The sequence below is a fragment of the Marinomonas sp. BSi20584 genome, assembly GCF_002792415.1.
GTDB lineage: Bacteria > Pseudomonadota > Gammaproteobacteria > Pseudomonadales > Marinomonadaceae > Marinomonas > Marinomonas polaris.
In genome coordinates, this window is the sequence record NZ_KZ454875.1 from 16,261 (window position 1) to 29,334 (window position 13,074).

The following is a 13,074-nucleotide window of genomic DNA, read 5'->3' on the forward strand; positions in this document are numbered from 1 at the left end:
GTAGGTTCAGCGACAGGCAGTGTTGTCGGTGGGTATGTTGGTGGTGTGGTAGGAAGTGTTTTTTGGACCACCAGGCGCCATTGCGGGAGTTGTTGCAGGTCGTTACGCAGGGAAATATTTAGGAGGTGCCATTGGAGCTGGTTTGGGTGGATTTTATTCCACTGAGGCAATAAGTGGTACGAATTATGCGGATGGAACAGGTTATTGATTTTAAATAATTTTCCCTAGTATTTATGAGGGTTAATGATGTTTATAAGACTTGTAATATATCTTTTTGGTTTTTTCATAGTCTTTTCAGCGGCTTCTTCATTGTATTTTTTATATTTAGGAGAGTCAAATGATTCAATTATATCAACTCAAAGCATGTTGATTTCTATAATTATTTATAGGGAGTTTTATAAGTATGAAAGTGAGCTGAAGTGAGGTTTTTTGTTTTTATATTCTGTTGAACCCATTATGAAAGATGTTGTTTTAAAATAATTTTTTAATTTATTTTTTAGGTTTTTATATGCGTCCTACTTTAATGATTGAAAAATTTATATATTTTTAAAGAATAGATTCATAGTTTTAATGCACACTTTTTAAGTGGGCTAATAATATTTATTAACGAGCTGATGAATATTATTATAGTTTAAAGGTTATGGATTTGAAAAATAAAATTTATGAGTTTTTTAAGTTCTTTTTTAAGGCAATCATCGGTGGTGTTATAGGTGGAATTATTTTAAGTGTTATTTTATATGCTGGTAGTTTTTTTGATTTTTTAGGAAGGTTTTAAACGAGAGGAATTAGTATTGAGGTGTTATAATTTGTAAGTGAAGGTTTGTTCCTATTTTTGCTGCAATAGGTGTTGTTGTAGAGGGATAATAATTAACCGCCCTACATCTATATGGTTCTCATTTTTATATTAGTAATAATATATAGTTTATAATTTGGATTCATGATTTTTCGTAAAATATATAGGTTTTATCTTTGAAAGGTATCCTTGAAAATAAAAAAATAGTTTTTTTAAAATCGATGTTAAAGGTTCTTTTAAGAATTGTTTTGGTGGGTGTGATTAGTGGATTTTTAGGGAGTTTTATTATTGATTTTTTAGACTTTTTATAAATGTTTTTCTTGATAGGTGGGGGGGAATGAGAGAGCTTAATATAGCTGAGTTGGGGTGTATTTTCGGAGGTGTTGGTCCATTATTACGATTCCTGTAAAAATGGCTGTAGATGGTGTGTCTAGTGCTTTGGATTATATCAGAACTAATGCAATTCAAGGTCAAGAGATAAAAAAGAATGGCTTTATTACATCTTTTTCCGTTAGAGCTTTGTCAGGAGGTGGGGCTAGTTCTCTTAGAACTTCCGTGCTTTCTTCTACTGGTGGTACGGTAGCGGGAAATGTTTTGGACTCTATGTATTGCTCTGATTATTGCTCTGATAATACAAACTATAATTAGCATGATTTTGTATTTATTTAAAAAATAGATTTATTTTATTAGTCAGAAATTAGTATTATTGAAAGGTATCGATGAAAAATGTAAGGAACTAAGAAAATAGTATAGGTGGTTTTTAATGGTAAGGTGGCGAGTTTTGATTTTAAATCAGATCAACAGGTAGCAATTAATTCGCTAATAGCGAGTTTTATTCCTTAAGATAGAAAGTTACAAGCAGGTTTATATTTAGCATCTTATCAAGTTGACTTTATAGAGTATGACCAAGAAATATTATCTTTGTACTCTGCGTGCTCTTACTATAAATATTGTATGCAGAAAAATTTTGTAATTATTTTTGCCAGTAGTCCATATACCATAAAATATATACTATCCCGTTTATAGTAATGCTTATGTATAAGGTGAAGAGGATAGTTTCTATGAAATTTTAGTGAAAATAGAAGGTCAATAGATGGTTTTTATGGTGAATATCGTTCGCCTCTTCCAGGTATGAAAATAGAACTGGTTATACAGGAAGATACTCTAAGGAAATATGAATTCTTAATTTGTCCACTGTATTTGGTTGCAATGAAATAACCTATAAAGGTTGATTTCTTGGAGGTTTTTTTGAGAGAAAAAGAGAAAATAATTGATTTTTTAGTGGTTGGTTTTTTGGTTTTTTGGTTGATTTTTAATGGTGTTTTTTTTTCATATTATCAACATGTAGGAGAGAGAGAGTTACAATTAGAAGCTAGAATTAATATATATGAGCTTGCATTTATAATGCTATTTTATAAATGCTATAGGTCTAAATATAAAGAGATATAGTTTTGAGGTATAGGAGGTATTATATGAGAGAAATTAGTATATTTGAACTTGAATGTGTTTCTGGCGGAACTGCTACTGAAACCAACAAAGAGATAAGAGAGTCAGCTACAGCATGGGGGGCTGTTGGTGCTACTGTATGGGGTGGTTTGAAAGGAGGTGTCAAAAATGCCGGTAAAGGAGGTGCTTGGGGAGCCATAGGTGGTGCAGCATATGGAGCCGGCGCTGCTTTATATGATTACTATAGTGATGGCTCCAACTATTGCTCGGATAAATAAAAATATTAAAAATCAAATATGATTTTATAAAAATGGCTGATTAATCATTTATATATAAAAACTTATCAATAAGTTTTTATGAGGCGTTTTATAGTTATTATTTTATCATAATAAATATAAAGTTTGATTTTAAGATGTATTTTAGTGATTTTTAAGTGATATTTTTACGAACTTTATATATTTATTTTTTGAGATGGTGATATGGTGTATATATAGTAGAGGTTTCTATCGAGAAATTAGATTTTACTATCGGGTGAGTGTTTTTTTAATATAGGATTAAGGTCCTTGTCACAGTTTAGTAAAAATATATCTAAATCGGCTATAGTATAGTTGATGTAAAAAGATATGATATTACTACTTTAATACAAGGTGGTGATCCAACCTAAGAAGGTGTTTTTACGTCTGAAACTACTTTTGGTGGAGGTTTTTTGTTTTCATCAAGTGCTCTTTGAATTGCTTTGGCTGTAGCTATTAGAGCAGATGCATTAGGAAACGCAGTGGATGGTTTTGATTATTGTTTGATAGGATAAACTATAATCAGCATGATTTTCTTATTAATTTCAAAAGGAGTTTGATTTTGTTTGACACATATAAGGATGAGTTTTTTTCTAATCATATTTATAAAAAAACCTTTTCTTTTTAAAAATATCGTATCTGATATTGAGTTGTCTTGGAAAGATATTAGTGAAATATATGAGCGGGCAGACGTATCTGATCCTAGCTTTAAACTAATGAATAGTCATGAGGTACCAAAGTCTGAATATTTGGAATCATATTTAAATTTAGGGCGAGTTGAATATCGTTATATAAAACCTGTTATTTATGATTATATGAGAAATGGGGCAACTCTGGTTTATAATCGTATTCGAAATGAGCCCTTTATAAGCAATATTTCTCGGGAAATAGCTAATTTCGCTCAAGCACAGGTCATTACCAGTGGTTATGCTGCATTCAGTGCTAAGCCTTCCTATCGTTGTCATTGGGATACGCGTGACGTTTTTGCGGTTCAGTTAAAAGGCCGTAAACGTTGGATTTTAAAAGAGCCAACCTTCGAACTTCCTTTGTATATGCAGCAAACGAAAGATATGCCCGATGCTGAGGAGCCGGAAAAGGTTTATTTAGATGTCGTGCTTGAAGAGGGCGATATTCTATATGTACCGCGTGGTTGGTGGCATAATCCGATTCCCATGGGAGAAGAAACGTTTCATTTGGCTGTTGGAACCTTCGCGCCAACTGGCTTTGATTATATTAATTGGCTTGTGCAGAAGGCTCCTAATATAGTGGATGGCCGCCATAATTTACATGGATTCCAAGAAAGTAAAAAATCATTAGACCGATTCGGAAAAGAGTTTGCTTCACTAATGTCTGATGAATCGACTTATGAGCAGTTTATGGCAGATTATATAGGGCAACATAGAGTTGATTCACCGATATCACTTGGTACCCTTTCTGATGAAAAAATAGTTCAATTAGAATTGACTCAAAAAATTAGGCTTAATGTTAATTTTCTCTATCAATTTTCTAATGACTTTGTCGTAGTGAATGGTAACAAAATAAATTTAGATGAGATGAGTCAGAAGCTTATTAACTATATAAATAGGAATCAGGCTTGTACCGTCAGCGATGTTCTATCTATTTTCTCAAAATATCCTAAAAATAAACTTCACGAGTTATTATTTCAACTTGCATTGAATGATGTACTAGAGTTGATTTCAGTTTCTGACGGTGTGGTTATTGGTTCGGAAAAGAATAATGCTACCCTAAACATGGTTTGATAAAATGAAAGCTATTCTTCAATCAGAAAGCCATGAATGCGGACTTGCTTGTCTTGTTATGATTGCCAGTGCTTATGGCTCGCATTTAGATCTTCCAACCCTACGGCGACGCTTTTCTATCTCAGTTAAAGGTACCAGTCTTCCACAAATCCTTCATTATGCGCAGTCATTAGATTTTTCTAGTCGCCCAGTTCGGTTGGAATTAGATGAGTTGAAGCAACTTCGTCTGCCTTGCATCCTCCATTGGAGCTTGAATCATTTTGTTGTGCTAGAAAAGGTAGGGGCGCAGAAGGTGACGATTCTGGACCCTGCTGCGGGACGAAGAACATTAACAATGGACGAGGTCTCTCGTTGCTTTACTGGGGTTGCTTTAGAACTGACGCCAAATTCAAGATTCCAGTCTGCAGAAAAGAAGCCTCGTTTACGACTTCGCGAATTAACTGGACATGTTCTTGGTTTAAAACGGGCTCTGGTAAATATCCTTATGCTTGCTTTGGCTTTAGAAGTTGTTGCTCTGTTATCGCCACAAGTTATGCAATGGGTTGTTGATCATGCCTTGGTTTCGGCTGATTATGATTTATTGTTGTTAGTTGTCATCGGTGGTTGCCTTTTGTTGGTGATTGACTTTGTCTTGCGTATGGCAAGGGGATGGATGGGGCTCAGGCTAAACCAACAACTGACGCTGCAATGGACCAGCAATTTTTTTCACCACTTATTGAGACTACCTTGGTCTTTTTTTGAAAAACGGCATTTGGGTGATATTACGGCCCGCTTTCAATCCTTAGATGCTATTCGTGCCGTTATTACAAATGGTGCTGTGACTATCTTGCTTGATGCACTGGTTGCTTTGATCACGCTCACACTGATGACACTCTATAGTAAAATGTTGACTGTGATCGTTCTGACTGCGGTTGCGTTATATGTACTTCTTCGTTGGGCTTTTTATGTGCCCTTACGAAATGCTATGGAAGAGCGTATCGTTTTAGCGACAAGAGAAAATGCGTATTTTTTAGAAACTATTCGTGCTGTCCAGCCTCTGAAACTCTTCAATTCAACACCCTTACGATTGGCTACTTGGCAAAACTTACTGACCGATGTGCAGAATCGAGATCTTAGAACCCAAAAAATGTTGTTGGTATTTGGTGGCTGCAATACGTTAATTTTTGGTTTAGAGGGAATGTTGCTTCTGTACGTCGGTGGAGTTGCGGTTTTAGGTAACACCCTAACATTAGGGATGTTGTTGGCGTTCCTTGCTTACAAAAGTCAATTTACTACTCGCGCAAGCAAGCTGATCGATCTTGGAATTGAAATCAAAATGCTATCTTTGCATGGGGAGCGCTTGGCCGATATTGCTCTTGAAACACCAGAGTCAGATATTGCAATCGAAACGGATCTTAGCAGGATAGAGCCACGTATCGAGTTTAAAAATGTGTCTTTTCGATATGCTGATGGCGAGCGTTGGGTCATTAAAGATCTATCCTTCACAATTGAGGCTGGTGATGCGGTTGCCCTAGTCGGTCGTTCTGGCTGCGGCAAGTCTACTTTATTTAAGCTCATGTTAGGGCTGTTAGAACCAACCGAGGGTGATATTCGTATCGGTGGTATTTCGATTCGTCAGCTGGGACCAACGGCTTTAAGGAATATAGTTGGTGTGGTGATGCAGGATGATCAGCTCATGGCTGGTTCTCTTGCTGAAAATATAGCGTGTTTCGAGGCTGGCTCAACCCAAGAGCGTATCGAAACCGCTGCACAGCAAGCCAATATTCATAAAGCTATTATAAATATGCCAATGGGCTACCAAACGTTAGTCGCTGAAATGGGGAGTGGTTTATCCGGTGGACAAAAGCAGCGGCTGTTATTAGCAAGAGCGTTGTATAAGCAACCTAGTATTTTGGCATTGGATGAGGCGACCAGCCATTTAGATTTACATGGCGAACAGCATGTTGTGAGTAACTTACAGTCATTGTCCATGACACGAGTCGTTATTGCCCACCGTAGAGAAACGGTTGCCATGGTTTCTCGGATTATTCATCTCGAGCAAGGAAAGATAACAGAAGACATTCGTCTAGATGCAGACGAAGTTGCATAATGGCTAATAAGGATAAGCTAATGTTGCGGTATATAGTGTTTGTTTTATTCGTTTTTGTTTTTTCTCAAACAAAAGCCTCACCCGAACTGATCAGAAGTTGGGATGGAATTTACGAGTACCGGTTAAAAAATGGCATGAGCATTTTGTTAGCCCCCGATTCTGATCAGAAAGTTATTCATGCCGACCTTGTGTATTTGACAGGCAGTTTAGCTGACCCTGAAGGCGCTTCTGGTACGGCGCATTTTCTTGAGCACATGATGTTTAAGGGTACAACGCAGCGCACAGGGCCGCAGCTTCTGGCAGGTTTGCAAGAGCAAGGTATTCAGTTCAATGCAACGACCAGTTTTGATCGAACTCGTTATTCAGCTATGTTCAGTGCAGACCAGAGGAAGTTAGATTTTTTGTTAGAACTGGAGGCGGAGCGCATGGTTGCGCCTGTATTTTCGGAATCGGACATGAGTGCTGAATTAGAGGTAGTTCGTCAAGAGATTACCCGAGCACAAAATGACTCATTAGCGATGTTTAGTCAGCAGCTGCTGGCAGAGGCGTGGGATGGAAAGTTCTATGGTCGCTCTGTTATGGGTAGTTATGATGAATTGAGTAACGTAACACTTAAAGATTTACGTCAATTTCATGACCATTATTACCAACCTAATAATGCCGTACTTGTGTTGACTGGTGGCTTTGAAGTGGACCAAGCACTTTCATCCGTGAATGATCTATTCGCGAAGATTAAGCCTTCTTTCCATGTCATTAATCGCATCGAATATATGTCCCCGAAAAATACTGGAAGTACCATTCAGGTTCAGCAAGGAGAGATTAACATATTGGCTTTAGGGTATGAGTTACCGCCTAGTCAGGATAATCGTAATGATGCGGTAATTATACTCGCTGAAATGTTAGCGGGTGAGCCTCATGGACGGCTTTATCATTCGCTTGTGACATCAGGAAAGGCCCAATCTGTTTTTGTCATCCCCCAACTTTTTCGACAAGGCGGGCAAGTTATAATTGGGGCAGTATTAGGGCAAGGCCAGTCAATGCAGGTTATTCAGCAAGAACTGATGGTCCAGATAAAACGGCTGCAAGAGGAGCCAATATTAGCGGAAGAGTTAGCCCGTATTCAGACAAGCAGGCGCCCACTTAAAGATTTAATTTTGAATGATACTGCCAGTTTATCTGACGTACTCTCTGAAGCGGTCGCACATGATAATTGGTTGCTCCATTTTCAGCGCCATGATCAGGTGGAAAAGTTAGTACCATCGCAAGTTCAGACTGATATTGAAAAACTATTTGCGGATAAAGTACCTGTTGTAGGCATGTTGCTAACAACGTTGGAAGAAGAGCTAGATAGTTTTTCGGATAAAACTCAAGAATTATCGAGAAATGACAGAGATGTAGCACTAGTAAAAGCAGACTTAACAGCTTCTGCTAGCGAGAAAATAATGGCGGAGGTAGAGATACCGGATGTCGCAGAGTTTAATGCTTACATTCGAACCATAGAAACAAGTATTCAGCGTGGTGAACTGAGTAATGGAATGAAAGTAGCTTTGCGTTCATTGCCTGAAAGTGAAGATCTGGTTCGAGGACATTTAAACCTACGCTTTGGTAATATAGAAAACTTAAAGGGTACCCAAGCATTATCAGATCTAGCAGGTACTTTAATTATAAGAGGCACGCAAAAGCGTAGCTATCAAGAGTTAGTGGATAAAGTGAACCAGTTAGGTGCAGGCTTTCAAATCATGCCTAAGCAAGGAATGCTCAGTGTGAACTTTGCGAGTCCAAAAGAAAATGTAACTGAAGTATTACACTTAATCTCTGAGGTATTAAGAGAGCCAGCCTTTCCTAAGAGCGAGTTTGATTTGGTTAAAAGGCAGCAAATGCAAGCTTTAATGACCCCAGTATACCAACCTTCTAATGTTGCAAATAGAGCTTTGCAACGCTACACAGAACAGGATTATCCGCAGTACGATATTCGACGTAATATTGAGTCCAATGACATGCAGCAGCTTCTAAAAAAAGTGACTATGGAAGATGTTCAACAATTTCATCAAGACTACTATGGTGCTCAGTACGGAGAGGTCGCTCTAAGTGGAAACTTTGATTCTGAGCAAACTAAAGAAACGTTGGAAACTTTATTTGGCAGCTGGATGAGTCCTTCTCCTTATCAGTTGGTCATAGCTAAACATCGTCATCAATCCCCCGTTAGGCAAGAGGTTCGAGCCGGGAAAACTGGCGGCTATTACCAAGGGCGGATCTACTTTTCTGCTAATACTGATACAGAGGAGAATGTGGAGCTATTTATCGTTGAACACATACTCGGTCGAAACCCGTTAGCCTCACGCTTGGGCAAACGCCTGCGTGAGCAAGAGCAGCTTACCTATGACATTCGTTCGTCTATACGAGTGCCAACTCAAGGTGACCATGCTTTCGTTAGTATTCGAGGAGACTTTTCCGCAGGTCAAGGTGTGCGGTTAGCGGATATCGTTAAAGAAGAGGTGAATCGTATAGCAGAGTTTGGTATTTCCCAATACGAGTTGGATCTCGCTAAGTCGACCATTCTGGGCAAGCGACGTCGTGCTTTAAACGACGATAAAAAGATTCTTGGATTACTACCGAAACAACTGGCTGAAGGAACGAAAATGGAGACATGGGCTGTTCGTAACAAGGCGTATGCTGAGGCAAGTCTAGAGAAAGTTAATGCGGCTGCTAGGCGTTATTTTAAAGCGAATGAGATGGTTGAAATTGTCGCTACACCTTAGTAATAAAAAGGCTCATTTTTAAACTAACGTATCATCAAAGTCAGAATCGTTAGACATTCTGACTTTGATTTATATTTTTCTAAATACGGCTACGCTCAGCCAGTTTTAACTTGGCTTCAGCACGATCAAGCAAGGTGCCGAAGCGTTCCATTTCATCGACGAAGTTGTCGAATTCAATTTTGCTTGGCAGTAACTGGCTGTCGGTTTGTAGGTGATGAACCATCTGCATTCTGGCATTAGTAGCGAATTCTTTGCTCCAAGACCATTGAGCGCGAAGTAGGCGCGCCAAGGCGGCCGCGGATAAGTCGCCAATGTGATCAGCAAGTAACCCTTCCCAATCAAATTCAAAATTTTCCATCACTTTATGCAGAGTCATTAAGGCTTGAGCATTGCCTTGAATGCGTAAATCGCCATCAAAGAAACCATCGCCTTCAAGTAATTTTCGGTACGCTGCGCTTGGACCTTGCACAAGAGTGTCTAATCGTGGATCTAGTTCAATCTCGTCTAGGTTTTCTGGGCGATTCAGCATCACGCCTTGTTCGAGAATATGAATCTGTAAAATAAAGGAGAAGTCTTCCACATAAAGAAAAACTTGTTGCCCTGCTAATTTGCTTAGGCGATCTTGGGAAGGTGTGTCTTGTTTAAGGGCGAGATTGATTGCATTTTCAATAGCGCTGAGCGCCGATAAACTGAGTGAGCCCATAAAAATCTTCCCGATGATTGCTTGAATGCGGTTAAAACTAAAGCTGGTGAATTTGAATCACAGAAGTGTCACGCGTCTGGCCTTCTTTTTCAAGGCGATCTAGGTACATTTGCCATAGTTCGTCGTGATTTTTGCCAATATTGTAGAGATATTCCCAAGTATAGAGGCCGGTATCGTGACCATCATCGAAGGAAATCTTCAGCGCATAATTGCCCGCGCCTTCGATATTATTGATGGCAACTTGTTTTTTGCCGTATTGCAAAATTGGCATTTGCATACCGTGACCGCGCACTTCGGCAGAAGGCGAATGAATTCGTAAGAACTCTGCGCTGAGACGAAATGCTTGGCCATCGGCGAAAGTGAGCGCCAATTCACGGGATTGCTTGTGGTAATTAATAGTCGTAGGCGCTGGCGTTGCCATGGTTTTTTCCTATAAAAGCCCCTTCAATAAAGGGGCTATTTTTTAGAAGAGCTTTTTTTGTAAGAAGGATGAGTCAATTACAAAATGTATTGGCTCAAGTCTTCGTTTTCAGCGATTTCTCCAAGCTGTTCATCAACGTATGCAGCGGTAATGTCGACAGTTTGATCATTCGGCATGTCGCTGGCGGAATAAGACACCTCCTCAAGCAGGCGCTCAAGTACCGTATGTAATCGACGCGCACCGATGTTTTCTGTGCGCTCGTTCACTTGAAAAGCGATCTCTGCAATGCGTTGAATGCCTTCTTCGGTGAAGTTCAAGTTGATGTGCTCTGTTTTAGCGAGCGCCACATATTGCTTGGTTAAAGACATGCTTGGCTCTACCAAGATACGTTTAAAATCGTCTACGGTTAGCGCATCTAGCTCAACACGAATTGGTAAGCGACCTTGTAGCTCAGGAATCAAATCCGATGGCTTAGACAAGTGGAATGCACCAGACGCAATAAATAGGATGTGATCGGTTTTGATCATGCCGTATTTTGTGCTGACGGTACAACCTTCGACCAAAGGCAATAAATCGCGCTGCACGCCTTCGCGGGATACTTCGCCGCCAGAGCGTTCAGAGCTTTTCGCTACTTTATCGATTTCATCTAAGAACACGATGCCGTTTTGCTCAACTGCTTCAACAGCTCGGGCTTTTAGCTCTTCTTCATTGACTAGTTTTGCGGCTTCTTCGTCACGAACTTGTCGTAATGCTTCTTTGACTTTCATTTTACGCTTTTTGGTTTTTTGTGAACCAAAGCTAGAAAACATGTTTTGCAGTTGGCTGGTCATTTCTTCCATGCCTGGCGGTGTCATGATTTCTACACCCATTGGCGAATCGGCAACGTCAATATCGATTTCTTTGTCATCCAACTGACCTTCGCGTAATTTCTTACGAAAAGTTTGGCGCGTGCTGTTGTCTTCTAGTTCCGGATCGCCGCCACGAGCTGGTGGTAATAGCACATCTAGAATGCGGTCTTCCGCAGCGTCTTCGGCTTTGTGACGCAGTTTTGCGGTTTCTTGTTCACGAAACATCTTGATAGCCATTTCTACCAAATCACGGATGATCGACTCAACATCGCGACCAACATAGCCAACTTCGGTGAATTTAGTCGCTTCGATCTTGATGAAAGGCGCGTTGGATAGCTTGGCCAAACGACGCGCTATTTCGGTTTTACCAACACCGGTTGGCCCTATCATCAAAATATTTTTAGGGGTGACTTCCGCACGCATTTCTTCAGGAAGTTGCATGCGACGCCAGCGATTACGCAGTGCGATAGCGACCGCACGCTTTGCTTTTTGCTGACCAATAATGTGGTTGTCTAAGGCGTTAACCGTCTCTCTTGGGGTCATGCTGCTCATTATCAATTCTCTTCTATGTTCTTGAATGATGTGTTCTTGAATGATGGTTGTGTCGCTTGAAAGTCTGCTTTTCTATATTGATAGAATGTTACTTAGACTTATCTTCAAGCTGTGCATCTATAGTGATTTCTTCGATAGTTAAGCTGTGATTAGTGAACACACAAATATCAGCAGCGATGTTGAGGCTTTTCTCAACGATTTCTTTGGCGGATAAGTCAGTGTTGTCAATCAAGGCGCGAGCCGCCGCTTCTGCGAAGTTGCCACCTGAGCCAATGGCTAATGCGCCGTGTTGTGGCTCGACCACATCGCCAGTGCCGGTAATTATGAGGGTACTATCTTTGTTGGCGACAATGAGCATAGCTTCTAGCTTGCGTAATGCTCGGTCTGAACGCCAGTCTTTGGCAAGATCCACCGCGGCACGCACTAGATGGCCTTGGTGTTTTTCTAGCTGACCTTCGAAGCGTTCGAATAGGGTAAAAGCATCCGCTGTACCGCCAGCGAAGCCAGCAATCACTTCACCACGATATAGACGACGTACTTTACGAGCGTTGCCTTTCATCACAGTGTTGCCTAAAGATACTTGTCCATCGCCGCCTACGACGACTTGGTTGCCTTTGCGTACAGTAAGAATCGTTGTCATGGTCTACTCCAGTTTCGATTCTAACGAAATGGGGGCAAGCGATAGGATTTCAAGCGATGATTGCATACAGTGGAAGCTTTCACTTTCTGTATGCAATCTATACGAGACGGTAGAAAAGGCTATTACTCTTTTTTGACTTTATAAGAGTAGGGCGATATTTCCATTGAAACGAGTTTGTCTTCTGCTCGGTTCATTTTTGAGCGTGATTCATAAGGACCAAGTACAACACGATACCAAGGTTGTTCGCCTTGGCCGATAGTTTTGCGAACACTGGCTTCTACCATGCCTGATATAATCAGTTTTGCGCGCATGCGGTCGGCATCTTCTGGGCTACGGAATGAGGCCGCTTGCAGCATGTAATAAAAATCTTGCTCGCCACGAGGTGTCGACTGATAAGCGTCTACATGACTGGTATCTACTTCGCTATTCTGCAATATTTGGTAAAACTCAAAGGTGTCTTTTTTCGGTGCTACTGGCACTGGTATAGGCGCTTTCTCTTTTACCTGTGCAGCTGTTGGCTTGGGTTTAGGTGCTGCGGCTTTGGGTTTTTCTATTACTATCGGTTTTGGTTTGGGAGCGACTTGATTTAGTTGCGTTAACCCGTAAATAAAAGCCACGAGGATAGCGGGGACCAGAAGCCATAACCACCACGCAGTTTTGCGTTTCGGCGGTGGCGGTGTTCGACGTGTTGCCCCTTTCTTTGGGCGACTTCCTTTTGCTGCAATTTGAACGGGATTAAACATAATTTGGGCTTTTTGCTTTTAGCTTTA

Annotated in this window: 13 protein-coding genes; 8 read left to right on the top strand and 5 right to left on the bottom strand. The window is 40.3% G+C overall.

The window, feature by feature from the left end; genetic code table 11:
- The first annotated feature begins 55 nt into the window (after nt 1–55).
- The 8 genes from TY87_RS22740 (at nt 56) to TY87_RS08055 (ending at nt 9,140) form a co-directional block, all read left to right on the top strand.
- Entirely contained in the window at nt 56–208 is a 153-nt protein-coding gene (locus TY87_RS22740) for a hypothetical protein (protein WP_232617094.1), read from the top strand.
- Between the two features lie 438 nt (nt 209–646).
- Nucleotides 647–775: a hypothetical protein gene (locus TY87_RS22905; protein ID WP_269777504.1), complete on the top strand. Its 129-nt coding sequence runs from the start codon at nt 647–649 to the stop codon at nt 773–775.
- Between the two features lie 429 nt (nt 776–1,204).
- Entirely contained in the window at nt 1,205–1,441 is a 237-nt protein-coding gene (locus TY87_RS08030; RefSeq protein WP_072840843.1) for a hypothetical protein, read from the top strand.
- Between the two features lie 600 nt (nt 1,442–2,041).
- Complete coding sequence (locus tag TY87_RS08035) at nt 2,042–2,242, top strand: hypothetical protein (RefSeq protein ID WP_072840842.1); 201 nt, start codon at nt 2,042–2,044, stop codon at nt 2,240–2,242.
- Between the two features lie 23 nt (nt 2,243–2,265).
- Nucleotides 2,266–2,517 (top strand): hypothetical protein, encoded by a 252-nt coding sequence (locus tag TY87_RS08040; RefSeq protein ID WP_100186671.1) that lies wholly within the window; start codon nt 2,266–2,268, stop codon nt 2,515–2,517.
- A gap of 581 nt (nt 2,518–3,098) precedes the next feature.
- Nucleotides 3,099–4,292 carry a JmjC domain-containing protein gene (locus TY87_RS08045; RefSeq protein ID WP_232617095.1) on the top strand — a complete coding sequence of 398 codons (1,194 nt, stop codon included), beginning with the start codon at nt 3,099–3,101 and terminating at the stop codon, nt 4,290–4,292.
- 4 nt (nt 4,293–4,296) lie between these two features.
- The gene (locus tag TY87_RS08050; RefSeq protein ID WP_100186673.1) at nt 4,297–6,381 is read left to right on the top strand and encodes a peptidase domain-containing ABC transporter; all 2,085 of its coding nucleotides are present in this window, start codon (nt 4,297–4,299) and stop codon (nt 6,379–6,381) included.
- A gap of 20 nt (nt 6,382–6,401) precedes the next feature.
- Entirely contained in the window at nt 6,402–9,140 is a 2,739-nt protein-coding gene (locus tag TY87_RS08055; RefSeq protein ID WP_198432058.1) for a M16 family metallopeptidase, read from the top strand.
- A gap of 79 nt (nt 9,141–9,219) precedes the next feature.
- Here the strand turns inward: TY87_RS08055 and TY87_RS08060 are convergent, their stop codons facing one another.
- The 5 genes from TY87_RS08060 to TY87_RS08080 form a co-directional block, all read right to left on the bottom strand.
- On the bottom strand, nt 9,220–9,843 hold the full coding sequence (locus TY87_RS08060; protein WP_100186675.1) for a ubiquinone biosynthesis accessory factor UbiJ: 624 nt from the start codon (nt 9,841–9,843) through the stop codon (nt 9,220–9,222).
- A 37-nt stretch (nt 9,844–9,880) separates the two neighbouring features.
- Nucleotides 9,881–10,264, bottom strand: a complete 384-nt coding sequence (locus TY87_RS08065; RefSeq protein ID WP_100186676.1) for a gamma-butyrobetaine hydroxylase family protein — start codon at nt 10,262–10,264, stop codon at nt 9,881–9,883.
- Nucleotides 10,265–10,341: 77 nt separating this feature from the next.
- On the bottom strand, nt 10,342–11,664 hold the full coding sequence (gene hslU / locus TY87_RS08070) for an ATP-dependent protease ATPase subunit HslU (RefSeq protein WP_072840835.1): 1,323 nt from the start codon (nt 11,662–11,664) through the stop codon (nt 10,342–10,344).
- A gap of 88 nt (nt 11,665–11,752) precedes the next feature.
- Nucleotides 11,753–12,304, bottom strand: a complete 552-nt coding sequence (gene hslV / locus TY87_RS08075) for an ATP-dependent protease subunit HslV (RefSeq protein ID WP_072840834.1) — start codon at nt 12,302–12,304, stop codon at nt 11,753–11,755.
- A 122-nt stretch (nt 12,305–12,426) separates the two neighbouring features.
- Nucleotides 12,427–13,047: an SPOR domain-containing protein gene (locus tag TY87_RS08080; RefSeq protein WP_100186677.1), complete on the bottom strand. Its 621-nt coding sequence runs from the start codon at nt 13,045–13,047 to the stop codon at nt 12,427–12,429.
- Nucleotides 13,048–13,074: the final 27 nt, after the last annotated feature.

Coding starts and splice junctions, on each gene's coding strand:
- TY87_RS08030 (WP_072840843.1), top strand. CDS start 1,205: ATGGCTGTAGATGGTGTGTCTAGTGCTTTGGATTATATCAGAACTAAT.
- TY87_RS08040 (WP_100186671.1), top strand. CDS start 2,266: ATGAGAGAAATTAGTATATTTGAACTTGAATGTGTTTCTGGCGGAACT.
- TY87_RS08050 (WP_100186673.1), top strand. CDS start 4,297: ATGAAAGCTATTCTTCAATCAGAAAGCCATGAATGCGGACTTGCTTGT.
- TY87_RS08055 (WP_198432058.1), top strand. CDS start 6,402: ATGTTGCGGTATATAGTGTTTGTTTTATTCGTTTTTGTTTTTTCTCAA.
- TY87_RS08060 (WP_100186675.1), bottom strand. CDS start 9,843: ATGGGCTCACTCAGTTTATCGGCGCTCAGCGCTATTGAAAATGCAATC.
- TY87_RS08065 (WP_100186676.1), bottom strand. CDS start 10,264: ATGGCAACGCCAGCGCCTACGACTATTAATTACCACAAGCAATCCCGT.
- hslU (WP_072840835.1), bottom strand. CDS start 11,664: ATGAGCAGCATGACCCCAAGAGAGACGGTTAACGCCTTAGACAACCAC.
- hslV (WP_072840834.1), bottom strand. CDS start 12,304: ATGACAACGATTCTTACTGTACGCAAAGGCAACCAAGTCGTCGTAGGC.
- TY87_RS08080 (WP_100186677.1), bottom strand. CDS start 13,047: ATGTTTAATCCCGTTCAAATTGCAGCAAAAGGAAGTCGCCCAAAGAAA.